The sequence below is a fragment of the Nonomuraea sp. B5E05 genome (assembly GCF_039880665.1).
Classification (GTDB): Bacteria; Actinomycetota; Actinomycetes; order Streptosporangiales; family Streptosporangiaceae; genus Nonomuraea.
In genome coordinates this window covers 417500-441310 of sequence record NZ_JBDPMJ010000003.1, presented here as the reverse complement: position 1 = coordinate 441310, position 23811 = coordinate 417500, and the positions used below count along the sequence as shown (strand labels likewise).

Sequence of the window (23811 nt, the reverse complement as noted above, 5' to 3'; positions counted from 1 at the left end):
GGCGGGGCGCGGCCTTGGTTACATTGCGTACGTGTCGGAACCTCTTGAAGTGGTGTGCGACGAGTCCGGCGCGGAGGGTGAGAAGCTCGTCGGCGGCAACACCGACGTGTTCGCCCACGCCGCCGTCCTGATGAGCCGGCGGGCGGCGGAAGAGTGCATCGGCGAGCTGCGCGAGAGGGCGCCCACCCCGGCCAGCCAGTACGCGGCCGCCCACGTCCTGCGCGACAAGCACCGGGCCACGCTCAGGTGGCTGCTCGGCCCGTCGGGGCCGCTGCTCGGCCGCGCGCACGTCTTCCTGGCCGACAAACCCTTCCTCGCCGTACGCAAGATCGTCGCCCTGCTCGACGCCGGCCACCAGCCGGGCATCGACCTCGACCTCGGCCCGCTCTCCGCGGCCAGGGCGGTCACGCTCTACCGCGAGGGGCCGCGCGCGTTCGGGCCCGCCCGGTGGACGTCCTTCCTCGACTCCTTCAACTACCTGCTGCGCGCCAAGAACGGGCAGGGCGTCACCATGTCCGTCGACGACGCCTTCCTCCTGGTGGACGAGCTGCGCGCCCCCGGGCCCGGGGGCGAGATCATGGAGCTGCTGTGGCAGGCGAGGCCGCGGGTGGCCGCCTTCAGGGAGCGGCTGCTGGAGGCCCCGCACGTCTTCCCCGCGCTCGACCCGCTGATCCCGGCCATCGTGCGGGCGGTGGAGTTCTGGCACCGCGGCGGCGAACCGGTCCGGGTGGTGCACGACCGGCAGACCACCCTCACCGACGAGCGCATCGCCCAGCTGCGAGAGATCCTCGACGGCCGGCTCGCCGGGCTGCGGCTGGCCGAGTCGTTCCTCGACGTCCGGGTCCAGGTCGCCGACGTCATCGTGGGCGTGGCCCGCAGGATCGCCGAAGACGAGCTGGCGGGGCGGGGCGATCCGGGGCTCACCGCGCTGCTGCGGCCGTACGTCGACGAGCGCTCGATCTGGAGCGACGCCCGGATCTGGGCGCCGCTGGGGCAGCACCCAGATGCGGTCATGTCCGGGTAAATACCCCGACCACGCCCTGTTTCGCCACAAAATGCGACGATACAGTGACGTACTGTGAACGAGACTAAGCGTGTGGAAATAACCTGGCCCAGCCTCGGCATCACCGTGGCGGCCCAACTCGACGAGCGCAACCCCGCCCTGGCCCAATGCCTGTGGGACGCGCTCCCCTACCGCAGCCTGCAAGGACACGCCCTGGTCGCGGGATACCACCTCTACCACGTGGCCCCGGTCCACTCGCTGCTGCACGCCCCCGCGGAATACCGCGTGGACCGCCGCACCGTGCCCGACGGCACCCTGTTCTGCTCGCGCCTGCAGCACCTGGGCATCAAGTACGGCGAGCTCACCGAGCCCATGGCCGCCACCCCCGTCGGCCAGGTCGCCGAAGAGGACCTCGACGCCCTCATCCAGGCCGGCCGCGAGGTCTGGAACGCCGTCTACACCACCAAGGAACCCGTCATCGCCGAAGTGCGCCGCGCCGGCGGGGACGGCGGCCACGTCCTGCCCCGCCTGCCCATCGGCGACCCGCAGCTCAACGAACTCGTCAAGGACGTCCACGCCGAGACCCAGCGCATCTGGCTCGACCCGCCCCGCGAGCTCGTCGACCTGCACGAGGGCCGCATCCCCTCCGGCGCCGGCAGCTACGAGACGGTCCTGACCACACTCCTGTTCGTCAACGGCGAGACCCGCCCGCTCGGCTACAGCTGCTACGGCGGCCTCGTCCGCGCCGCCCTCGACGGCATGCCCATGCCGTGGCTGCGCCAGATGACCCGCCAGCTCGCCGCCACACCCGCCGAGTTCCTCGGCTACTGCGGCCTCGACACCCTGTGGGACTTCACCCAGCGCCTCCTGTCGGGCCTGGAGCGCCTCGACAGCCACGAGGACTTCATCTCCGTCATGTCCCACATGGCGCTCTACTGCAACTGCCTGGGCGGCTGGAACCTGCACCTGTTCCCCTGGCAGGCCGGTGAGAGCCTGCGCGCCGTACGGGAGCTGGTGTGAACGGCGGCTCCCGGGTGGTGGTGGTCGGCGGCGGCGTCATCGGCCTGTCGATCGCCTACCACCTGGCCGAAACCGGCGTCGACGTCACCCTGCTCGAACGCGGCACGCTCGGCTCCGGCGCCTCCCGCGCCACCGCCGACGTGGTCCGCTCCTACTTCGCCGGCAACCCGGTCAGCTCCGCGCTGGCCGTACGGAGCCTGCAGGCCTACCACGCCTTCCCGGACCGGCCCGGCACCGACCTGCCCCTGCGCCAGGTCGGCTACCTGATCCTGTTCACCGGGCCCGAGCAGCTGTCCGCCTTCCAGGCCGACCTGCCCGCCCAGCACGCCGCCGGCGTCGACGTCCGCCTCATCACCGCCGAGGAGGCACGAGAGCTCAACCCCCTCGTCGGCGACGACACGCCGCTGCTGGCCGCCGCGTACTCGCCGCAGGCCTACATCTCCGACACCACGGCCATCGTCACCGCCTACGCGCAGGCGGCCGAGAAGGCCGGCGCCGTCCTGCGTACCGGCTGCCCGGTCACCGGCATCGACGCGCAGGCCGGCCGCATCCGCACGGCCAGCGGCGAGATCGGCGCCGACGCGATCATCTGTGCCGCCGGCGCCTGGTCGGCCTCGCTCGTCCGCTGCGCGGGCGTCGACCTGCCGCTCACCGAGCCCATCGAGCAGGAGCTGCTCACCACCGACCCGCTGCCGCCCGGCACGCCCGACGTCCCGGTCACCCTGCACGCCGCCACCGGCCTGCTCATCAGGGTCCGCGACGACCGCATGCTGATCGGCATGGGCTACCCGGGGCCCGACCGGGAGGCCTGGCGGCGCGAGGTCGCCGACCGGGTCGCCGACGTCTACCCGAGCCTCGCGGATCTCGCGCTGCACACCGCCGTCACCGGCCTGCGCGACGCCAGCCCCGACCGCACCGCCTTCATCGGCCACCAGCCGGGCCCTCCGGCGTTCCTGTACGCCACCGGCTTCTCCGGCCACGGCCTGTGCAACGCGCCCGCCGCCGGCGAGCTGGTCCGCGACCTCTACCTCGACCGGGACCCCGGCTTCGACGTGACCGCGCTGGCGATCAGCCCACGACGAACGGGATGACCATGACAGACGACCACCGCTTCATCCTCGACCCGGCCACCCCCGACCTGCACGGCGACGACGACCGGCTGCGCGCGGCCGGACCGCTCGTCCCGGTGACCGCGGAAGGCGTGCGCACCTGGGCCGCCACCCGCTACTCCACGCTGCTGGCCGTGCTGACCCACCCGGACCTGTCCAGGGAGCTGCGCTACTGGAAAGGCCGCGACAGCGCCCCGCCGGGCACGGCCATCACCCGCATCGTCACCGACACCTCGATGCTCAACGCCGAAGGCGACGAACACCGCAGGCTGCGAGCCCCGCTGACCGCCGCGTTCACGCCCCGCCGGCTGAAAGGTCTGCGCCCGAGAATCGAGGAACTCACCGCCGGACTCATCGACCGGCTCGCCGCGATGCCGCCCGACCAGCCGGTCGACATGCGCAAGGAGTTCGCCTACCCGCTGCCCCGCGACGTCATCTCCGACATGATCGGCATCCCGGCCGGGCACCAGGAGAGACTGCACGAGCTCACCGACGCCGTCGCGCAGGTCGGCGGCAGCCTCGACGACACACCCGACCTGCGCCAGGCCCTGCACGTGCTGCTCGGCCAGATCATCGACGAGCGCCGCGACAGCCCCGGCGAGGACCTCATCACCGACCTGATCACGCTGCGCGAGCAGGACGGCGGCCGGCTCTCCAACGAAGAGCTGTTCGCCACCATCGAGCTGCTGTTCATCGCCGGCCACGTCACCACGGTCAACCTCATCACCAACGCCATCGGCGCCCTGCTCCACGTGCCCGACCAGGTCGAGCTGCTGCGCGCGGGCAAATGCCCCTACAGCGCGGCCGTCGAGGAGACGCTGCGCTGGGACTCGCCGATCGCCTACTTCCCCATGCGCTACGCCCGGCGCGACGTCGAGATCGACGGCGTACGCGTGCGCGCCGGGGAGCCCGTGCTGGCCTGCTTCGCCTCCGCGGGACGCGACCCTGACCAGTACGGCGAGGACGCCCACCTGTTCGACCTCACCGACCCGCCGGCCACCCACCTGTCCTTCGGACACGGCCCGCACTTCTGCCTCGGCGCGCCACTGGCCCGCCTCGAGGCCGAGGTGGCGCTGTCCGCGCTCTTCGACGCGTTCCCGGAGATCGCGCCCGCCGTACCGGCCGAGGAGCTGCGCCCGCTGGACACCCTGCTCGGCAACAGCACCCGCACCATGCCCGTCCTGCTGGGCCCGCGCGCACAGTGACCAGCCGCGGGCCCGGCGCTCTTCGCAGTCTCGTGCTACTCCTGCTGACGCGCCACCCAGCGATCCGCGACGGCGTTCCTGGCGCCGCCCTCGGCCTGGGCTTCTGCCCCGTTCTGGCGTCGATCATGTCGGGGTGAGGTCCGGTTCCCCTCCTTCGCGAGCAGAAAATCTGTTGTCGTCACGGTAGACATTCGCGCCTGCAGGGGATAGTGTTTCTGACATCGCAAGGGACGGATCCACGAGGGCAGCGCAGAACGAGCACCATGACGAACTGCCCGGACGGACGTGGACAAGCAGTGCGGAAACATGAGGAAAGGCAGGAAGGCAGAAGGTCGGACTGCCGCGGCCAGTGCGGTTGGTAGAGGGCCGGGGCGGTGGACGCGCTGCCGTTGCACAACGTCGACGCAGGCTGTCGACACAGGAAAAACCGGAAAGGAGTGTTGAACGCCATCAGGATCGCCCGTTGCCGGCTGGATGTCATCGCCGCACGGGTACCGCAGCTCCACGAACAGGACGGTGGTCTACGGTCACGATTACGCGATCCCCGCACCCCGCCTCAGCTGGCGGGCATCTGCGGAAGAAGTGAACCGGCCGGATGGCCGGTCGATGGTGTTAAACCTCATTCGGGCCCCGGCGCATCCATGCGCCGGGGCCCCTGTTCGCATTCGGGAAGGTTAGATGGATCAAACACACCAGGTGTCACCCTCCGGGCGAAACCCGCACTACCGCGCACAAGACACGGCGGCCGGCAAGGCGGACGCCGCCTCCGGCGGTCCCGAGCAACGGCTCGATGACGACGACTACCCGGCCTACAGCATGGGCCGGGCCGCCGAGATCCTCGGCGTCAGCCCGGCGTTCCTGCGCAGTCTGGGAGCCGCCAAGCTGATCGAGCCGCTGCGCTCCGAAGGCGGCCACCGTCGTTTCTCCCGCTACCAGCTCCGCCTGGCCGCCCGTGCCCGCGAACTTGTCGATGCGGGCACTGCCTTGGAGGCGGCCTGCCGCATCATCATCTTGGAAGACCAGCTCGCCGAGGCGCTGCGCATCAACGAAGAACTGCGCCAACGTAACTGACCACCGCATTCGGGCCCCGGCGGAGCCGGGGTCACCGCGACCCACACCGAGAGACGGCTTGCCGGAGCCGTGGGAGTACCGGGCCGCAACACGGCACCTGAGTGCTCACGCCCGCCGACCGCGTTCTACGCTCCATGGACGACGATTGGAGCCGACGCCGTGCCACAGACCGACCTGCCACCGACCGGCGCCCCCATGCGCCTGGCCACCACCATCCGCCCCTACGACTGGGGCTCGGTCACCGCCCTGCCCGAGCTCTTCGGGACGGAACCCACCGGCCGGCCGCAGGCCGAACTCTGGATGGGCGCCCACCCCGGCGCCCCGTCGACCGTCGACGGCATCCCCCTCAACGACCTCATCGCCCGCGACCCCGCCGCCACCCTCGGCGAGCGCTCCACCGCCCGATTCGGGCCCGCGCTCCCCTACCTGCTGAAGGTCCTCGCCATCGAGCGGCCGCTCTCCCTCCAGGTCCACCCCACCACCGCGCAGGCCGAAGCCGGCTTCGCCGACGAGAACGCCCGCGGCATCCCCCTCGACGACGCCACCCGCACCTACAAGGACGCCTCGCACAAGCCCGAGATGGTCTGCGCCGTCACCCCCTTCCACGGCCTGTGCGGGTTCCGCGACCCCGCCGCCACCGCCGACCTGCTCGACCGCCTGCGCCTGCCGGACCTGCGGCCCTGGATCGACACGCTCCGCTCCGGCGAGCCGGAGACCGCCCTGCGCACGGTCTTCGCCCAGATGCTCGACGACGCGTCCCGGCCGCTGCGCGCCCAGGTCGAGCGCGCCCTGCTGAACATCGGGCCCGGCGCCGGCGGCGACGACCTCGCCCCCTACGCCGGCATCGCCCGCGCATGCCCCGGCGACCCCGGCATCGTGGCCGCCCTCCTCCTCCACCACGTCGACCTGCTCCCCGGCCAGGCGCTCTACCTCGGCGCCGGGGTGCCCCACGCCTACCTCGGCGGCATCGGCGTGGAGATCATGGCCAACTCCGACAACGTGCTGCGCTGCGGACTCACCACCAAGCACGTCGACGTCCCCGAACTCATGCGCGTCGTCGACTTCACGCCGGCCGCCCCGCACGTCGTCCCTCCCGGGCACGACACCGCCGGCGAGCACCGCTACCGGCCGCCCGCCCCCGAGTTCGCGCTCACCCGCTACGACCTGACCGGCCAGGCCGCCCACACCCTGCCCGGCGGCGTACCGCGGATCGTGCTCTGCATCGACGGCGAGAGCCACCTCGGCGACGGCCTCACGTTGTACCCCGGGCAGTCGGCCTTCGTGCCGGCCGCCGCGCCGCCGGTGCGGCTTTGCGGCAAGGGCACCGTGTACGGTGCCGAACCCGGCGCCTTTACAATGTAGATTTCTGTGCGCCGAGCTCGGGCTCCGGGCGGCCGAAGCCCGCTTGACCTGGCACGTTACTGTGAGACATGGTCACGAAACGGCCCGACGGCAACCTGCCGCTCGAACTGACCAGCTTTGTCGGACGCCGCCACGAGCTCGCCCGGGCCCGGCGGCTCATGACCCAGACCCGCATGCTGACGCTGACCGGCGCCGGCGGTGTGGGCAAGACGAGGCTCGCGCTTCGCATCGCGGCCGACGCGCGCCGGGCGTTCCGTGACGGTGTGTGGCTCGTCGACGTCGCCCCCCTGAACGACGGCGAGTCACTCGCGCCCGCCATCCTCGACACCCTGGGATTCCGCGACGAATCGCCGCGACGGCCCGACTCCGGCCTGGCGGAACTGCTGGAGTCCAGGAAACTGCTCCTGGTGCTGGACAACTGCGAGCACATGCCCCTGGCGGTGGCCGTACTGGCCGGCAAGCTGCTGGGCGCGGCCCCTGAGCTACGGATCCTCGCGACCAGCCGCGAGACCCTCGGCGTGGAGGGCGAGGCCGTGTTCACGGTGCCACCGCTCGCCCTGCCCGAGCGCGGAAGGTCCCCGGCCGCCAATGAGGCGGTGACCCTGTTCGCCGAGCGGGCGGCGGCCGTCCAGCCGGACTTCACCCTCGGGGACGACAGCGAGCAGGTGGCCGAGCTGTGCCGGCGGCTGGACGGCGTTCCGCTGGCCATCGAGCTCGCCGCGGCGCGGCTGCGGATGCTGCCCGTGGCCCAGATCCTCGATCGGATGGACGACCGGTTCCGGCTCCTGGCGGACCGCCGGCAGACCGCCGTCCCCCGGCACCGGACGCTGCGCGCGGCGATCGACTGGAGCTACGACCTGTGCGACCCCGCCGAGCGCATCCTGTGGGCCCGGTTGTCGGTGTTTCCCGGCGAGTTCGGCCTGGAAGCCGCCGAGCAGATCTGCTCCGGCGACGGGATCGCCGCGGACGAGGTGTTCGACCTGCTCGTCGGGCTGCTCGACAAGTCGATCCTGACGCGCGCCGAGCGCGCCGGCCGCGCCCGCTACCGCTTCCTCGACACCATCCGGGAGTACGGCCACGGCATCCTGGCGGACTCCGGCGAGGAGCCGGCGCTGCGCCGGAGGCACCGCGACCACTACCTGAGCCTGGCGCGACGGGCACGGCACGAGTGGTTCGGCCCCGACCAGGCGGAGTGGGTCACCAGGCTCCAGCACGAGAAGGACGGCATCAGGTCGGCGCTGGAGTTCAGCCTCGACGAGCCCGGCGAGGCGCACGCGGCGCTGGAGATCGTCAGCTCGCTGTGGCACTACTGGCTCTTCGCCGCGGGTTCGTTCGGCGAGGGCCGCCGCCTGCTGTCCCGGGCCCTGGAGTCGGCCCTCGAGGCCACCCCGGTCCGCGCCGACGCGCTGTGGGTGGCCGCCTGGTTCGCGCTCAGGCAGGGCGACCTGGACACGGCCATGCCCCTGCTCAGCGAGTGCCGCGACCTCGCGCTGCGACTGGACCATCCGGCCGCGCTGACGAGTGCCGCCCACTTCTCGGGGCTGGCCGCCCACCTGAGGGGCGAGCACCGCGAGGCGCTCGCGCTGCTGCTGGAGGCGCGCGAGCGCTACCTGGCCGACGGCGATCAGGCGGGCGTGTGGATGGCCCTGTTCCACCTGGTCATCGTTTACTCGGCGCTGGGCGACGGTGACCGGGCCGCGTCCTCGGCGGCCGAGTGCCTGGCGATGTGCGAGGGCCGCAGCGCCTACCTGTCCAGGTCCAACGCGCTGTGGGTGGCCGGCCTGGCGCACTGGTTCCAGGGGGCGCAGGACCAGGCGGCGGCGCTGGTCAAGAAGGGGCTCGACGTCATGCGCCGCCACGACGACCGGTGGGGCGTCGCCGAGAGCCTGGAGGTGCTGGCCTGGATCGGGGCGGCGAACGGCCAGGAGGAGCGGGCGGCCACCCTGTTCGGCGCCGCCGGCACGGCGTGGGCGTCGGTCGGCACGGCGACGCCCGGGCTGCGGCCTTTCACCGACTTCCACAACATCTGCCAGACGCGGGTGCGGAGCGCCCTGGGCGGCGGCGCGTACATGAGCGCCTTCCAGCGGGGCGCCGGCCTGTCCCCCGACCAGGCCGTCGACTACGCGCTCGACGTCGACCGCAGCTCCTCGGCCGAACGCCCGCAGCCCTCCGTCCTCACTCCCCGCGAGCAGGAGGTGGCCGAGCTGGTCGCCCAGGGGCTGAGCAACAAGGAGATCGCCGCCAGGCTGGTCATCGCGCAGCGCACCGCCGAAGGGCACGTCGAGCACATCATGACCAAGCTGTCCCTCTCCTCCCGGGTGCGGATCGCGACGTGGTTCACCACCCACGGCCGCTAGGACCACGGTGATCTCGTGGGCGAGCGGGGAGATCTCGGGGGTCCCGCCGGCCCGCTGGAAGATCGCCGTCGAGGTCATGGTGACGTCGCGCAGCTCGGACCCGTCGGGCTGAGGGCTGCGGTCCACGCGTACGCAGGTGATGCCGTGGCCGTCGGGGTGGCGCCGACGCTCCCGGCTCACGCGGGCGCCACGAGCGAGACGACCGTCAGGACCAGCCCGGCCATGACACGGGACAACCGTCGCATGGGACACCACCTCCGCACGGACGGGCCCCAGGGGACGGAGCCGGGGGGACGGAGCCGGGGGGACGGGGCCGGGGGGACGGAGCCGGGGGACGGGGCCGCGTGATCAGAAGACCAGGGATCAGCGGCCCCGTCAACGACGGCCCTAGGGCAGGCGGCGGATCTTCAGCACGTTGTCGGTGCGGGTGCCCGGCCGGCCTTCCGGGTCGTGCTGGCTGCGCTCGTACTCCTCGCTGCGCAGCACCTCCCACTCCCCCTCCGGCAGGTCGAGCGCGTCGAGCACGTCCTGCGTCGTCGGGAAGTGCACGTCGGGCATCGGGTCGTGCTCCCAGCTCGGCCAGCCGCCGTGCCCGAGGACGAGCAGCACCCCGCCGGGCGCGACGGCCGCCGCCGCGGAGCGCAGGATCTTCTCGCGCGGCAGCTCGCTCTTCGAGTGCAGGAACGAGGCCGAGACCAGGTCGTAGTGCCCGTCGGGGAACGTGCTGCCCAGGTCGTGCCGCTGCCAGTCGATGCGGTCGGCCACCTCCGCGGCCTTGGCGTGCTCGGCGGCCCGGTCGAGCGCGACGCGGGAGATGTCGGTGGCGGTCACCCGCCAGCCCCGCTCCGCGAGCCAGATCGCGTCGGCGCCCTCGCCGCATCCCAGGTCGAGCGCCCGGCCCGGCTCCAGGTCCGTGGCCTCGCGCACGAGCATGACGTTGGGCCTCCCGCTCCAGATCTGCGGGCGCTCGGTGTAGAAGGCGTCCCAGAACTCCTCCGGGGAGATCTGGCCGCCCGCGTGCGCCCGGCGGACCGCGACGGCCTGGCGGGTCTCCTCGGCGATCAGGTCGGCGTTGATGGCCGCGCCCGCGCGCACGCCCGCCGCCGCCGCGCCGATCACCTGCTCGACCAGGTTCGTCACGTTCCCTGCCACCCAGACGCCGGGCACGCCGGTCGCACCCGCCGGATCGGCGGGGACGTAGGTGCCGACCACGTGCCCGGCCATCTCCTGCTCGGCCGTCTCCAGCCCCAGCCCGGCGAGCAGGCCCGAACGCGCGGTCAGCCGGGTGGCGACGGCGAGGGCCCGTCGCGGCACGACCGTGCCGTTCACCCGCACGCCGCTGAGCCGGCCGCCGGTCAGCTGCAGCCCGGTGACACGTCCTTCCACCACCGTGACGTCCCTGGCGACGAGCTGCTCGATCTCCTCCTCGCCGAACTCCGGCGCGGTGTGGCGGAAGAGGGTCACGTCGTCGCTCCACTGCCGCCACAGCAGGGCCTGGTGCACGGCGAGCGGGCTGGTGGCGATGACGCCGATCGTCTGGTCGCGTACCTCCCAGCCGTGGCAGTACGGGCAGTGCAGCACGTCGCGGCCCCACCGCTCGGCCAGCCCCGGCACGTCAGGCAGCTCGTCGACCAGTCCGGTGGTCACCAGCAGCCGGGCGGCCTCGACCTGCGACCCGTCGGCGAGCACGAGCCGGAACCCCTTGCCGGTACGCTCGGCGGTCTCGACCGTGCCCGTGACGATCTCGCCTCCGTACCCGGTCACCTCCTCGCGGCCCGCCGCCAGCAGCTCGTGCGGCGGCACGCCCTCGCGCCCCAGGTAGACGTGCACGCCATCGGCGGGCGCGTTGCGCGGCTCCCCCGCGTCGATCACCAGCACCCTGCGCCGCGCCCTGGCCAGCGTGAGCGCCCCGCTCAGCCCGGCGGCGCCGCCACCGACGACGATCACGTCATATCTCGTGTCCATAGCCGCTCCTCTTGTCCGTGTGGTGCGGCCACTGTCCGCGACGAGGCGCAAGTTTGACAAATATCATTGCCGAAATGGCAAGCTGGATCCATGGAACTCGACGAAGTGCTGCAGGCGGTGGGGCCGCGGCTGCGGGCGTTGCGACAGGAGCGCGGCGTGACGCTGGCGCAGCTGTCCACGAGCACGGGCATCTCCGTCAGCACGCTGTCGCGCCTGGAGGCCGGGCAGCGCAAGCCGACACTGGAGCTGCTGCTCCTGCTGGCCACGGCCCACCAGGTGCAGCTCGACGAGCTGATCGACGCGCCCGTCACCGGCGACCCGCGGGTGCACATGCGGCCGGTCAAGCTCAAAGGAGGCAGGACGTACATCCCGCTGACCCGCCGGCCGGGCGGGTTACAGGCGTTCAAGCAGATCTACCCGCCGCACTGGCCGGGCTGCGAGCCGGAACAGCAGGTCCATGAGGGTTACGAGTGGCTGTACGTCCTGTCGGGGCGGCTGCGCCTGCTGCTCGGGCGGCACGACGTGATCCTCACCCCGGGCGAGGCGGCCGAGTTCGACACGCGCACACCGCACGGCTTCGCCAACCCCGACTCCGAGCCCGCCGAGGTGCTGGCTCTGTTCGGCCCGCAGGGTGAGCGCATGCACGTCAGAGCGAAGCCCGCCCCCAAATGAGGGCGGGCCGGTCTCTCAACCGCCAGGAGGCGGCGTTCACCTACGATCAGCGAACGACGTGGATCCTGAAGTACGCGACGGTGCCGCGCGGGTCCGGGTTGAGGTGGGTGCGCTCGACGGCCGCACGGAACCGGTACCTGCCGGGGGCGACGTCGTCGGCCGCGATCCGCAGGTTGAGCTCCACCGTCTGCCCCGGGTAGATGGCGTCGATCGTGCAGGTCACCTCACCGCTCGTCCCCTCACAGTCGGACTCGGAGTCGGGCACCAGGCGGAACCCGCGCGGCAGCCGGACGCTGACGGGCACGTCCGCCGCACCGCTCAGCCCGTTCATGGCGACCGTCAGCGTGGCTATGGTGCTCTCGCCCTGCTCGATCGTCCCGTCCGCCACGTCCGCGCTGATCGACAGCTGGTCGTAGACGCCCTCCGGGTCGGCCGCCTTGACGATGGCGCCGTACGAGTCGATGCCCAGCGCCGTGGCAGTGGTGCTGCCGTTGTCGCCGTTGTGCGACCGCCCGGTGGAGGTCACGCCGACGAGGCCGCTGCCCGGGGCGCGCAACATCCACGGGCCGCCGTTGTCGCCGTCGACCAACTGGCAGTTGTGGGTGGTCAGCCCGCCGAACCGCACGTCGTGGCGGCGCGGCTCGTAGGGGCGGGCCGGGCGGGTGCGACCCTCGCACCACATCTGGTCCTTGCCCTGGTAGGCGCGGTTCTTGTGCACGGCGGGGTAGCCGATCGTGTTGACCTTGAAGTAGCCTCCCTGGTTGCGCAGCACGGTGTAGCCGCCCACCCGGTCCTGCAACGTCTGGTCGGTGTAGATGTTCTCGACCTCCACCAGCGCGACGTCGTACGGGGAGTTGGCGTCCCCGCCCTCGTGGCCGGTGTAGGCGCTCGGCTTCCACGCGCGCACCGCCCCCCAGCGGCTGTACGGCTCCCGCTCCTTCCGCCCGTCGTAGGCGGGCACGAACAGCAGGTAGCGATGCCAGCCGTGGTGCCGTGGATCCTGGCGGTATCCCCCTTCGTGGTGGTCGCCGGGCTCGCCGTACACGCACTGCGCGGCGGTGACGATCAGCGACTCGTCGCGCGAGCGCACCACGGCCGCGGTGCAGGACCTGAGCTTGTCGTGGGCGTCGACGAAGAACAGCCTGCCCGCCGCGCTGGTGTGCGGGAGCTTGCTGTAGGGGCGCCGGACCTTGCCGTAGCCGTTGCTGTCACCGCCGGGCGTCAGCCGCTGGGACGACGGGACGCCGGTGACCCGCGCCGCGCCCTCACCGTGGTACGGCGCCAGCTCGGTCTCCGGCAGGGGCGCACCGAGCGCGGCCGCCATGCGGGCGGGCGTCCAGAAGTCGCTCGACTCATGTGCGTCCATCTCCGGCGACTTGTCCGCGCCGTGCGGCCACCGCGGGCGCGTGTCCGCCGGCCCCGCCGCGGGTGCAGCGGCCCGACCGGCCCCCGACGCGGCGGCCACCGGCACCATGAGGCCGGCCATGGCCAGGGCGGCGGCCGTCGTGATCGGGATGGTCCGTGATCTCATCTGTCCCCCTGAACAGGCGATGACTGAATGACGGGGAAACTGTAAGTCATCGACCTGGCACTCTCCGTGCATGTCGGCGGGCGTCGACCACACTCGCGCCGGTTACGGGGGTTGCGCGCTGCCGGGCGTGTCGGCACCCGACGGCCATATCAGGAAATATCATCATGCGCACCGACCGCGCGGAATTATCCGTTACGGGCGATGTCACCTTGGACGATGGGGATGCGCCTATGAGCGGCGGCGCCGCCGCTCGTCGACCAGGGACCAGGCCTCCTCCCAGGCGCGATACCGGCCGCGGTTCACCAGCCACCGGAAACCCGCCAGGGCCGTCAGCACCGCCGCCACCGCGGCCAGCATGACGAGCGTCCCCGTCACCACGCCGGTGACGCGGATCTCCACCGCGGTCGGCGGCGGGAGCGTCGGCCGGCCGGTCTCGTCGACCCAGATCCGCACCGTCGTACCCGCCTTGGCCAGGGCGGGCGCGCGTACCTGACCGGTGTGCTCCTGCCCGGAGGGCATCGTCCACCGCGCCTTGACCGGGCCGCCCCGGGGCACCGAGCCGAACGACGTCGGGCTGACGGGCACGTCCGCCAGCAGCGTCGCGTCCACCTGCAGCCGCCCGCCGGCGCCCGCGCTCGCCGCGCTCTGGTACGCCTGCCGCCCGGCCGTCACCGCGGGCCACACGCTGAGCAGCACCAGCAGCACGGCGACCAGCAGCGCGAGACTTTCCAGGCGGTCGGATCGGCGGCGCAGCGGGTTGCGGTCGAACCGGTATCTCCGCACTTGTCGCATCACCGAGTCGCGCATCACGAACACCCCCTGACGGCACTCTCCGGGTGGCGCCATCATGTCCGGCAGAGGCATGGATCCCTTATAGGTCCCTGCCCGCCTGAGCCCCGCCGTATCAGGATATTTCCTGGTTAAACCCCCCATGGGACGCGCGCTGCCCGCAAGCCCCGCGTTCCACGCCGAGACGGTCGCGGCCGGGGCGGCACCGCACGGTGATCACCGGATCGCGGCCCCGCTCGCGGCACTTCTGCTCGTTCTGCTCATCCGCCGGGGAACCGCCGGCCGGACGGGGAACGTCTTTCAAGCACAGGGGGCCGCCTGCGTTTCATCATTTCTCTGCTCAAGGGGAGACACATGGACGGGGTTTCCTACGCGATCGCCATCTCGCTGGTCGCACTCATCGCCCTCGCCGCGACACTTACACACCTGGCGTTGTCCGCCGCCCGATCCCGGACGGCGCCCGCCACAGGCTCTCCACTCGACCTCTACCAGGCGGCCTATCTCGCGGGCGGGCCGCGCCGGGTGATCAACACGGCGCTGGTGTCGCTGGTCGCCCAGGGCGGGGTGCGGGTGTCCAGCGAGGGGGTCGTCACGCCGGTGCAGGGGTTCCGGCCGAGCAAGCGGGTCCGGATCGAGCGAGCGGTCCACCGGCAGGTCAAGGGCGGCGTGGGCGGATCCACCGCGGCCGAGGTGCGCCACGGCGTCGGCGACGCGGAAGCGATGCGATGGTTGTCCACGCCCCTGCTGCGGCGGGGCTACCTGATGCCGCCGGCCGCCCGGGTGAGGGCCCGGCGGCGTACCAGCCTGCTGGTCGTCCTCGCCGCGCTGGCGGTGCTCGCGGCCGCGGTGGGGACGGCTCTGCACGGCCCCGTGGGCGCGGTCGCGATCGCGGTCGTGGCCGCCGTGGCCGGGCTCGGCTGCTCGTTCCTGCTCCGCCGCCGGCTGGCCGACCCGCTCACCAAGGCCGGGCGGGCGGCGCTGGAGCGGGCGGACGTCCGGGCCCTCGCGGACGGCACGTGGCAGAGTTCCGACGACATCAGCGAGGTGGCGTTGCACGGGTTGACGAAGCTGCCCGACCGGCGGCTCGCCGACACGCTGCGCCGCGACACCCGGGCCAGAGCCCGGTCGCGCGCCGCGTGCTGCGCTCCGGGGCACTGCGGGTCGTACGGCAGGACGAGCATCCCGGTCCACGACGCCGCCGTCGTCTCCGGCGGAGGGTCGTGCGGTGGCGGCTTCTTCGACTTCGGCAGCCTGTTCGGCTCCGACCGCTCGGGGTCGCACTCGGGCGGCGGCCATGGCGGCGGCGGGGACAGCGGCGGCTACGGCGGTGGCGACTTCAGCGGCGGCAGTAGCAGCGGCGGCGGAGACGGCGGCGGCGGGGGCTGCGGTGGGGGCGGCTGCGGCGGGGGCGGCATGTGACAGAAGCGGCGCGTGCCGAAGGCTGCGCGTCACGAAGGCTGCGCGTCACGAAGGCGGCGCGTCACGAAGGCGGCGCGTGCCGGGCGGGTGACAAAGACGACGGCAAGTCATGAAGCGGGCCTTGCGCTACGCCGACGTTACGCCACATATCGTGGTGGCCTGGGTGACACGTGACGACTAGGTGGTGACTGCGATGCCGGAGGCGAGCATCGACGTGGCGGCGCTGAAGCGGCGCATGGGGCGGGTGGGCGTCTGGAACGCCACGCTGACCGGCGAGTCCGCGGTAGTCGAGCGGGACGCGGCGGGCGAGATCGAGAGCCTGGGCTTCGGCACGCTGTGGTTCGGTGAGACCCCGGCGGGCAAGGAGTCGCTGGTCCATGCGGGGCTGCTGCTCGACGCGACGCAGAGCATGATGATCGCCACCGGGATCGCCAGCATCTGGGCCCGCGACGCCACCGCCGCCGCGAACGGCGCGAGCGCGCTCGCCGAGGCGTACGGCGGGCGGTTCGTGCTCGGCCTGGGCGTGAGCCACGCGCCCGCCGTGGAGATACGCGGCCATGACTACAGCAAGCCGGTGTCGGCGATGCGCGACTACCTCGACGCCATGGACGCGGCGAAATACGGCGGCCCGCTGCCCGCGCCGGCGCCGCGGCTGCTGGCCGCGCTCCGCCCCCGGATGCTGGAGCTGTCCGCCCAGCGCACGCAGGGGGCGCACCCGTATTTCGTCCCCGTGGAGCACACCACGCGCGCTCGTGCCGTCCTCGGCCCCGATCCCGTGCTGGCGCCGGAGCAGACGGTCGTGCTGGACACCGATCCGGTACGGGCGCGGCAGACCGCCCGCCGCTTCATGTCGCTCTACCTCGGCCTGCCGAACTACGTGAACAACCTGCTCGACCTGGGCTGGAGTGAGGACGACGTCACCGGTGGCGGCAGCGACGCGCTGGTCGACGCCATCGTGGCCTGGGGCGACCCGGAAGCGATCATCGAGAGGGTGCGCGACCACCTCGACGCGGGCGCCGACCACGTCTGCGTCCAGCCGCTCGCCGCCACGACCGAGGACCTGCTGGAGCACCTGCGCGTCCTGGTCGGCGCCGGCCTCGCCTCGATCTGACCCGGTCCGTTCGACCCGGCCCGTTCGACCGGTGGGGCTCCGGCCCCGCCTCGATCTGACCCGGCTCAGCTCTCGCGCAGTCCGAGTGTGACGGAGGCGGTCGACAGGGCGGCGATGTGCTCGTCGACGGAGCTGAGCCCCGCTTTCATCGTGTTGACGGCCAGGTGCGTGGCCCCGGCCTCCCGCCACCGGCCGGCCAGCGCGCCCAGTTCGCCGGCGTCGCCCGTCCAGCGGACGCGCCCCTCCATGCCGATGGCGGAGGGGTCACGTCCGGCCTGCGAGGCGGCCTCCTCGACGATGGCCTTCGCCTCGTCCAGCTTCGGTCCGGGAGACATCTGCGGGAACCACCCGTCGGCCAGCCGGCCGGCGCGGCGGTAGGCCGGAGGCGACTGCGCGCCGAACCAGACGGGGATCGGCCTGCGCACCGGCAGCGGCGCGAGGCCCGCCCCGGTCACCCGGTCGAAGGCGCCCTCGAACGTGACCGACTCCTCGCTCCACAACCGGCGCATCAACCCGACCTGCTCCTCGATGCGCCTGCCCCGGGTGGCGAAGTCCTGGCCCAGGGCTTCGTACTCGACCTGGTTCCAGCCGAGCCCCACGCCGAACCGGAAGCGGCCGCCGGTGAGCAGGTCGACCTCCGCCGCCTGCTTGGCCGCCAGGACCGTCTGCCGCTGGGGCAGGATGACGATGCCGGTGACCAGTTCCAGCCTGGTCAGCGCGGCGAGATAGCCGAACAGGACCAAGGGTTCATGGAACGTGCTCCGCACGTCGTAGGGCCCTTCCCAGCCCTGGTGGACCGCCGGGTCGGCGCCGACCACGTGGTCGAAGGCCATCACGTGCCGGAATCCGAGCTCCTCGGCCGCCTGCACGTAGGCGCGCACCGCGCCCGCGTCCGCGCCGATCTCGTTCTGCGGAAATACGACACCGATTCGCATCCATGGCTCCCGTTCGACATCAGACGTCTTCTGACCATCATCGCGTGGGCGGTGCCGCCGCCCGCGGCCGGCGCCTCCCGCGGGCGTTTCGGGAGGCGCCGGCCGCGTGGCTCACTTCAGCGCGTACGCCCGCTCGATGGTCTGCGTGACCGTGGCTCCCGCCTCGTTCGACGCGGTGACCCGCAGCGAGACGTACCCGCTGGTGGCGCGGAGCGGCGGATGCGCCACGAGCACCTGGTAGCGGTCCTGGCCCCGCTTCCCGGTGAGCGCCGGCAACCAGGTGGCGCCGTCGTCGACCGAGTACTCGGCCTTGAGCCGCTTGACCGCGTGCTGCTTCGGGACCGATCCGTGCGGGCCCGCCCCGATCTCGAACGTGAACGGCAGTCCGGCCCGCGCCCGGTTCAGCAGGTCGAGCGGGAGGTCGTAGCTGAGCAGGATCGCCGGCTGGACGGCGCACGACGGCCCGTACGAGCAGGTCTGCCCATCAGGCGTGCCGGACGGCGGTGAGGAGGCGAAGGACCACTCGGTGCTCACCTGCGGCGACAGTGTCCGCTTGGTGGTGTCGACGCTCTCCAGCCGGTACGCCGCGCTCCCCTCGGGGACGGTGAACGAGCGGGGCGCGCGCCCCTGCACCGGGATCTCCCGGTCGCCCGCGAACAACCGTGGCGCGGACTTGACCTCGGCCGTGCTCAGGTCGGTGAGGTGGCGCGGGTCGGAGTCCGACCACCGGTCGAGCGGCACGAACCGGTCGCCGTCGCGGCACATCACGCACGGCACGCCGGCCGGGTAACCCTTGGGCTGCTCTGCGGCGCCCGGCGCCAGGGGCGCCTTGAACCAGTGCTCGCTCTGCCGGCGGTCGTGCCGGGTGAAGCGGTCGCTGGAGTGCAGGCGCAGGCTCTGGTTGCTGATCTCGCGGCTCCAGGTGACCTTGTCGTCGACCGGGCCGAAGTACTCGGTGCGGGCCAGCGGCATGGTGAGGGGCTGCCCGTACGTGATCTCGCCAGGCTCCTCGCCCGTGGTGGACGACCCGAACTCCCTGCCGGCGGTGCCCGGCTGGTCGGCGTGGTACCGGGCGTCGATGCGCACGAGGTCCCGGGTGTCCACCTTGGGGGCCTTGCTGGGGATCCGGTCGCGCTCGTCGTAGCGCAGGCGGTACACCGGTCCCCCGTCGTCCGGCACCAGGCGCATGGAGACCGGCCGCGCGTCCACGGCGGCGCGCAGCGCGCGGCCCTGTTCGGCGCTCAGCCCCAGCCCCAGGAACGTCCCCGTGGAGTGGGGCGCCCTGGCCCTGCCTCCGTCGACGTCGAGGTAGCCGGCGAAGCCGGCGGCGCCGCGCGCGGCGGCGAGTTTGGCGGCCTGGTCCATCGCGCCGGCCGCGTCCCGGTACGAAGCGTCCCCGACCGGCACTCCGGCCAGGACCAGCTTGCCCGCCACGTCGACGCCCTGGAAGTCCGCCTCCCCGCCCTGTCCCACGGACACGACGGGAAGGGTGCGGTCCTCGGTCAGGGCGGCGTGCGTGTCGGCGACGTCGTAGACGGGGTCGAGCCGGAGCCGGCCCGCGGTCGCGGAGGTCAGCGCGGCGGGGTCGAGCCGCCACCCATGGGAGAGCCGCATCTCGCCGACCGGGACCCTGCCGACGGGCGTGACGTAGAGGTCCTGGCCGGGGCCGCTGCCCGCGTACACGGAGACGGGGTTGTTGCGGTCGGTGAACGTGCGGACGTACCAGACCTTTCCGTCGCCTTCCGTCTTCTCCCCGGTGACCGGCCTGATCGGCGCGGTGTCGCGGGCGTCCAGGGTGACGGTCCTGTCGCCGTCGAGCGTGACGGTTGCGATGACCATGCTGGTCCGGTTCGCGGTCGTCGCGTCGTGGATCACCGTGACGACCTCGTAGTCGCCCGCGGGCAGCGGCACCTGCCTGTCGCCCTGGGCGTCGGTGCGGGCGGTGTAGTAACCGGCCGGGTAGAACGGGTCCTCGGGACTGACCTTCCGTTTCGTCGGGATGTAGTAGACGAGCGGCTCGGTGCCCGCGCGCCCGCTGCCGAACTCCTTGACGCCGTAGGAGTTGATCAGCGAGACGGTCAGCTGGTGGGTGGGCAGGCCGGTGTAGTAGCTGAACGGCGTGACCAGTTCGGCGCCGCCGCCGCTCGCGGTGATCCAGCCGCCGTACGCGCCGATCTCCCCCTTGGCGGGATCGACGGTGACGTCGACGGTGGCGGAGCCGTTCGCGGGCACGGTGACGCTCCCGGCGCTGAGGCTCACCGCCCCTTCGGGCGCGGGCCTGCCGCTCCAGCCGCGGGTCGCGGGCGCGACGGCCAGGGTGACGTCCTCGCTCCCGGTGTTGCGGTACGTGACCTGCCGCGTGACCGGCTCGCCGGCGAGCACGCGGAAGTCGACGGCCCAGGTCGCGAACACCTGCTGGGTGACCGCGCGGGCCACGTCGACGCGGCCGCTGCCCTGCTCGAACCAGCTGTGGCCGCCGTCGCGCGCGGCCGTGGAGGTCAGCGCGTCGCGTAGCTCGCCGGCGTCCCAGCCGGGGTGCTGCTGGGCCAGGATCGCCGCGGCGCCGGCCACGTGCGGGGTGGCCATGGAGGTGCCCGAGCCGGCGGTGTAACGCTCGTTGCCCGGGTACGGCTTGCCGGACGAGGCGGAGGAGAGGGCGGCCACGACGCCGTCGCCGGGGGCGACGATGTTCGGCTTGACGGCCGCGTCGTACAACCGGGGTCCCCTGCTGGAGAAGCCGCTCAGCGAGGTGCCGGTGTCCTTGTCCACCGAGCCGACGGCGACGGCCTCGCCGGCGGCGGCGGGGGTGTCCACCGTGAGCGTGTCCCCGGCGTTGCCGGCGGCGGCGACGAACAGCGTGCCGTGCTTCCTGGTGAGCTCGTCGACGGCCTGGCTCATCGGGTCGGTGCCGTCGCCGCAGCAACTGCCCAGGCTCAGGTTGACCACGTCGGCGCCCTGCTCGGCGGCCCATTCCATGCCGGCGATGGCCCACGACCAGTCGCCTCTGCCGTCGTCGCCGAGCACCTTGCCGATCAGCAGGGAGGCGCCGGGCGCGACGCCCTTGTACGCCCCTCCCGACGCGCTGCCGGAGCCGGCGATGGTGGAGGCGACGTGGGTGCCGTGGCCCTTCCTGTCGGTGATGCTCGGGGACGTGGAGAAGTTCTCGCTGGCGGCGATCTTCCCGGCGAGGTCGGGGTGCTCGGCGTCGATGCCCGTGTCGAGCACGGCGACCTTGGTCCCGGTGCCGTCGAAGCCCTTCTCCCAGCCGGCGGGCGCGCCGATGAGCGGCACGCTCTTGTCGAGCGACGCGGTGACCTGCCGGTCCAGCCAGAGCTTGGCGATGCCACCCGCCGTCCTCTCGAGCGCGGGCCGCTCGCCGCGGAAGCCGTTCCAGAAGCGGCCCGCGTCGGCCGGCTTCACGGTGAGCGCGGCCCCGTCGATGCTGGGCAGCGGGCGCACGTCCGCGGCGCCGGCCAGGGCTCTCGCGGTCGCGGGCAGCGCGGACGCGGCGGGCTCGCCCCGGTAGGTGACCAGCAGCGGGATGCGGTCGGTACGCCCTTCGCGGGCCAGCGTGACGACGTCGAACAGCGTCTCGTCCAGGGTTCCTGACGAGACCAGCGGCGCGGCGTCGGACGGCAGGACCAGCCGGCCGCCGTTCCCGGCCGGGAGGGTCGCGAAGGTGACCGGCGTGCCGTCGGGGCGCGGGGCCTCCTGGATGGAGATCTTGGGTACGCCGTCCTTGACCGGCGTGTACGTGACGACGTCGCCGGTGATCAGCGTGATGGTCTGCGGCACGCCGGCTTCGGCGGCGACCTGGCCGGCCGCGGCGGGGACCGCGGTGGTGGACCGGCCGGGAGGGCCGGCGTGGCCGGGGCTCGCGCCGAGGGCGAGGACGAGTGCGGCGCCGGCTAAGAGCGCCGGGAGCCTGAGGTGCTGGTGGTGCACGAGGGTTCTCTCTTCAGCTACCGGTGGGAACGCTCCCACGCTGGAAGATCGGGTTCGCCTCCCTTGTACCAGCGCCACGAGGGCCCGCAGCCGGCGCGGGCCAATTTTCGGTATACCGAATCGGGCGCCCCGGCGAAGGGTCAGACGTTCCTGTAGGGGCGCAGCGTCTCGTCGAGGGCGTCGCGCATCGCGTCGGCGAGGGCGCCCTCGCCGGTCAGCGCCCAGAGGATGAGCACGCCGTTGTAGGTCACCTGCGCCGCGTGGGCCAGCCGCGCGACGTCCGTCTCGCCCGCGAGCTCCCCGGCCGCCACCGCCTCGGCCAGCAGCGCGGCCATCTCGTCGCGCGTACGCCGGGCGTGCTCGGCGGCGTGCGCGCGGAACCCGGGGTCAGTCAGGTCGAGTTGCAGGAAGCCGAGGCTGTTGGCCAGCCCTTCCGGGGTGGCCACGCCCGCCGACAGGTTCGCCACGGCGGCCCGCAGCGCCTCCAGCGGCGACCCGTGCTCCTGCCTGGCCCGCAGGAACGGCTGCGCCACGCTCTCCTTGGCCTGCTCGGCCACCGCGAGGAGCAGGCCGCGCTTGGAGCCGAACCGCTGCACCAGGGTGGCCGGGGACAGCCCGGCCTCCTGGGCGACCGCGGCCAGGGTGAGGCTCTGCGGCCCGTGCCGGCCGATCGCGCGGGCGGCGGCTTGGAGGATCGCCTCGTCGCTGGTCGTCCGGGGCCTGCCCATGATGCCTCCGCTGGTCAACGAACGGTCATTCATGTTATCCGCCGGGGCCGGGCGATCGCGGTACGGCGAGTAGGCTGAAAGCTCACATGAATGTCAGAGGAAAGCCTTGTGCCGGAGATCACACGGGGAGGACGATGTGCGCATCGGTGAGCTCGCGTCACGCACGGGAGTCAGTGTCCGGTCGTTGCGCTACTACGAGGAGCAGGGGTTGCTCGTCAGCACCCGCAGCGCGAGCGGGCAACGGCACTACACGGACGACGCGGTCGAACGGGTCACGCTCATCCAGCGCCTGTACGCCGCGGGCCTGTCCAGCCGCACCGTCGCCGAAGTGCTCCCGTGCGTCGATTCGCCCAGCGAGGACACCTCCGACGCCGCCCTGGAACGGATGGCGCAGGAGCGCGACCGGCTCTCCGCGCACATCGCCGACCTCGTCCGCACCCGCGACGCGCTCGACGAGCTGATGGCGGTGAACCGCGCACATCGTGAGAAGCTGCGGGCGTCGCCGGTCGGCTGAGCCAGGTTCGCGCCGCCGGCACCGCCGGCGGCAAGGCCCCGGGACGCTCTCACCGGCCTGCCGATGCCGCGTCCGCACGGGCCTTCAGGACGTGACGCTGACGCCCGTCACCGCGAAGCGCTCGACCGTCGCCACGTGACCGCCCGTGGAGACCACGACGGTGAGGGTCTTCCCCGGCTGGGCCGTGAAGTCGACCGCGGCCGACCAGGCTGCCTTCCGGCCGCCGGCGGGCACGCAGCACCGCTCGCCCAGCGGGGCGTCCGAACCCGGCCGGCGCACGTGGACGGTGATGCTCTCGTCCACGCCCGAGATGCGCCCTCCCACGGTGAGCGGCGAGCTCACGGCGGCGCCGTACGCCGGCTTCGTCAGCGTGAACGAGGTGTCGTCGGTGCCGACGACCTCCCACGGGGCGTCCTCGCCCGGCCCGTACCGCATGAGGTGCACCACGGCCGCGACCGCCGGCCGGTCGCCCTCCTGGCTGCGGTAGCCGACGTGCACGCGCGCGTGCGCGCCTTCCTCCTCGGTCCTGACGGCCCGGTCGATCTCGGTGAAGCCGAGGTAGTCGCGGGTGAAGGCGAGCGCGGTGCGGGCGGCGTCGAGGTGCCATGCCTGGTCGCCGTCCGCGCCCTGGGCGTCCCGCCAGCGCGCCGCCTCCTCCTGGGTGGAGAACGGCCACAGCGGCTGGTAGCGGCCGGCGATGAGCGACTCGCCCGGTGCGGGCGTGCCGGCGTCCGCGGTGGTCGAGGGCGAGCCGGACGGGCTGGGCGGGCCGGTGGGCGCGGCCGAGGAGGAAGGCGCGGTCGTGGGCGGCGCGGTGGCCGTCGCCTCCGGGTCCGTCCCGCCGCCGCAGCCGGCGACGGCGACCGCGAGCGCGAGCGCCGCCGGCAGGGGCAGCGCGCGGAACACCTTCATGCGGACCTCCTGCGACAGAGCTCACGGTGGCGAACCCAACGTACCCCCGATGGTCCAGGGCCGCGGGAAGCCCGCGCGCTCGCCGTCCCGGCTTCCCGTCCGGGAGCCGGGCGGGAAGCCGGGTCGTACGGTCAGGGCTGGCAGGCCCCTACGCGGGTAGCGT

Annotated in this window: 18 protein-coding genes; 11 read left to right on the top strand and 7 right to left on the bottom strand. The window is 72.9% G+C overall.

Going from position 1 to position 23811, the window contains the following annotated elements:
• Positions 1–31 precede the first annotated feature (31 nt).
• From ABGB01_RS08425 to ABGB01_RS08395, 7 genes are all read left to right on the top strand, one after another.
• The gene (locus ABGB01_RS08425) at positions 32–1024 is read left to right on the top strand and encodes a hypothetical protein (protein ID WP_347771966.1); all 993 of its coding nucleotides are present in this window, start codon (positions 32–34) and stop codon (positions 1022–1024) included.
• Positions 1025–1096: 72 nt separating this feature from the next.
• A complete protein-coding gene (locus ABGB01_RS08420) occupies positions 1097–2023 on the top strand; it encodes a hypothetical protein (RefSeq protein ID WP_347771964.1) in 927 nt (308 codons plus the stop codon).
• Positions 2020–3114, top strand: a complete 1095-nt coding sequence (locus tag ABGB01_RS08415) for an FAD-dependent oxidoreductase (RefSeq protein ID WP_347771962.1) — start codon at positions 2020–2022, stop codon at positions 3112–3114. The genes ABGB01_RS08420 and ABGB01_RS08415 overlap by 4 nt, the downstream gene beginning before the upstream one ends.
• On the top strand, positions 3111–4337 hold the full coding sequence (locus tag ABGB01_RS08410) for a cytochrome P450 (protein ID WP_347771960.1): 1227 nt from the start codon (positions 3111–3113) through the stop codon (positions 4335–4337). Before ABGB01_RS08415 ends, ABGB01_RS08410 begins: the two co-directional genes overlap by 4 nt.
• A gap of 678 nt (positions 4338–5015) precedes the next feature.
• A complete protein-coding gene (locus ABGB01_RS08405) occupies positions 5016–5408 on the top strand; it encodes a MerR family transcriptional regulator (RefSeq protein WP_347771958.1) in 393 nt (130 codons plus the stop codon).
• 159 nt (positions 5409–5567) lie between these two features.
• Positions 5568–6770, top strand: a complete 1203-nt coding sequence (manA, locus tag ABGB01_RS08400) for a mannose-6-phosphate isomerase, class I (RefSeq protein ID WP_347771956.1) — start codon at positions 5568–5570, stop codon at positions 6768–6770.
• A gap of 68 nt (positions 6771–6838) precedes the next feature.
• Positions 6839–9127 (top strand): LuxR C-terminal-related transcriptional regulator, encoded by a 2289-nt coding sequence (locus ABGB01_RS08395; protein WP_347771954.1) that lies wholly within the window; start codon positions 6839–6841, stop codon positions 9125–9127.
• Positions 9128–9514: 387 nt separating this feature from the next.
• On the opposite strand, the gene ABGB01_RS08390 is transcribed toward ABGB01_RS08395, so the two are convergent.
• Complete coding sequence (locus ABGB01_RS08390; RefSeq protein ID WP_347771952.1) at positions 9515–11092, bottom strand: methyltransferase domain-containing protein; 1578 nt, start codon at positions 11090–11092, stop codon at positions 9515–9517.
• 90 nt (positions 11093–11182) lie between these two features.
• On the opposite strand from ABGB01_RS08390, the gene ABGB01_RS08385 reads away from it, so the two are divergent.
• A complete protein-coding gene (locus tag ABGB01_RS08385) occupies positions 11183–11764 on the top strand; it encodes a helix-turn-helix transcriptional regulator (protein ID WP_347771950.1) in 582 nt (193 codons plus the stop codon).
• A gap of 46 nt (positions 11765–11810) precedes the next feature.
• Here the strand turns inward: ABGB01_RS08385 and ABGB01_RS08380 are convergent, their stop codons facing one another.
• Both ABGB01_RS08380 and ABGB01_RS08375 read right to left on the bottom strand, forming a co-directional pair.
• Positions 11811–13295, bottom strand: a complete 1485-nt coding sequence (locus ABGB01_RS08380; RefSeq protein ID WP_347771949.1) for a hypothetical protein — start codon at positions 13293–13295, stop codon at positions 11811–11813.
• Positions 13296–13523: 228 nt separating this feature from the next.
• Positions 13524–14159, bottom strand: a complete 636-nt coding sequence (locus ABGB01_RS08375; RefSeq protein ID WP_347771948.1) for a hypothetical protein — start codon at positions 14157–14159, stop codon at positions 13524–13526.
• A gap of 279 nt (positions 14160–14438) precedes the next feature.
• Between ABGB01_RS08375 and ABGB01_RS08370 the strand changes: the two genes are divergently transcribed.
• The gene (locus tag ABGB01_RS08370) at positions 14439–15503 is read left to right on the top strand and encodes a TIGR04222 domain-containing membrane protein (protein WP_347771947.1); all 1065 of its coding nucleotides are present in this window, start codon (positions 14439–14441) and stop codon (positions 15501–15503) included.
• Positions 15504–15696: 193 nt separating this feature from the next.
• Entirely contained in the window at positions 15697–16614 is a 918-nt protein-coding gene (locus ABGB01_RS08365) for an LLM class F420-dependent oxidoreductase (protein ID WP_347771945.1), read from the top strand.
• A gap of 65 nt (positions 16615–16679) precedes the next feature.
• Here the strand turns inward: ABGB01_RS08365 and ABGB01_RS08360 are convergent, their stop codons facing one another.
• The 3 genes from ABGB01_RS08360 to ABGB01_RS08350 form a co-directional block, all read right to left on the bottom strand.
• Positions 16680–17549 carry an LLM class F420-dependent oxidoreductase gene (locus ABGB01_RS08360; protein ID WP_347771943.1) on the bottom strand — a complete coding sequence of 290 codons (870 nt, stop codon included), beginning with the start codon at positions 17547–17549 and terminating at the stop codon, positions 16680–16682.
• 111 nt (positions 17550–17660) lie between these two features.
• On the bottom strand, positions 17661–21494 hold the full coding sequence (locus tag ABGB01_RS08355; RefSeq protein WP_347771941.1) for a S8 family serine peptidase: 3834 nt from the start codon (positions 21492–21494) through the stop codon (positions 17661–17663).
• Between the two features lie 140 nt (positions 21495–21634).
• Complete coding sequence (locus ABGB01_RS08350) at positions 21635–22222, bottom strand: TetR/AcrR family transcriptional regulator (RefSeq protein WP_347771939.1); 588 nt, start codon at positions 22220–22222, stop codon at positions 21635–21637.
• Between the two features lie 136 nt (positions 22223–22358).
• Between ABGB01_RS08350 and ABGB01_RS08345 the strand changes: the two genes are divergently transcribed.
• Positions 22359–22736 (top strand): MerR family transcriptional regulator, encoded by a 378-nt coding sequence (locus ABGB01_RS08345; RefSeq protein ID WP_347771937.1) that lies wholly within the window; start codon positions 22359–22361, stop codon positions 22734–22736.
• 84 nt (positions 22737–22820) lie between these two features.
• Here the strand turns inward: ABGB01_RS08345 and ABGB01_RS08340 are convergent, their stop codons facing one another.
• Complete coding sequence (locus tag ABGB01_RS08340) at positions 22821–23648, bottom strand: hypothetical protein (protein WP_347771935.1); 828 nt, start codon at positions 23646–23648, stop codon at positions 22821–22823.
• Between the last annotated feature and the right edge of the window lie 163 nt (positions 23649–23811).

Bases quoted from the DNA above. Each gene is read 5' to 3' on its own strand.
- ABGB01_RS08360 (WP_347771943.1), bottom strand. From the start codon at position 17,549: ATGCGAATCGGTGTCGTATTTCCGCAGAACGAGATCGGCGCGGACGCG.
- ABGB01_RS08390 (WP_347771952.1), bottom strand. From the start codon at position 11,092: ATGGACACGAGATATGACGTGATCGTCGTCGGTGGCGGCGCCGCCGGG.
- ABGB01_RS08395 (WP_347771954.1), top strand. From the start codon at position 6,839: ATGGTCACGAAACGGCCCGACGGCAACCTGCCGCTCGAACTGACCAGC.
- ABGB01_RS08380 (WP_347771949.1), bottom strand. From the start codon at position 13,295: ATGAGATCACGGACCATCCCGATCACGACGGCCGCCGCCCTGGCCATG.
- ABGB01_RS08370 (WP_347771947.1), top strand. From the start codon at position 14,439: ATGGACGGGGTTTCCTACGCGATCGCCATCTCGCTGGTCGCACTCATC.
- ABGB01_RS08350 (WP_347771939.1), bottom strand. From the start codon at position 22,222: ATGGGCAGGCCCCGGACGACCAGCGACGAGGCGATCCTCCAAGCCGCC.
- ABGB01_RS08365 (WP_347771945.1), top strand. From the start codon at position 15,697: ATGCCGGAGGCGAGCATCGACGTGGCGGCGCTGAAGCGGCGCATGGGG.
- ABGB01_RS08410 (WP_347771960.1), top strand. From the start codon at position 3,111: ATGACCATGACAGACGACCACCGCTTCATCCTCGACCCGGCCACCCCC.
- ABGB01_RS08340 (WP_347771935.1), bottom strand. From the start codon at position 23,648: ATGAAGGTGTTCCGCGCGCTGCCCCTGCCGGCGGCGCTCGCGCTCGCG.
- ABGB01_RS08405 (WP_347771958.1), top strand. From the start codon at position 5,016: ATGGATCAAACACACCAGGTGTCACCCTCCGGGCGAAACCCGCACTAC.
- ABGB01_RS08385 (WP_347771950.1), top strand. From the start codon at position 11,183: ATGGAACTCGACGAAGTGCTGCAGGCGGTGGGGCCGCGGCTGCGGGCG.
- ABGB01_RS08375 (WP_347771948.1), bottom strand. From the start codon at position 14,159: ATGCCTCTGCCGGACATGATGGCGCCACCCGGAGAGTGCCGTCAGGGG.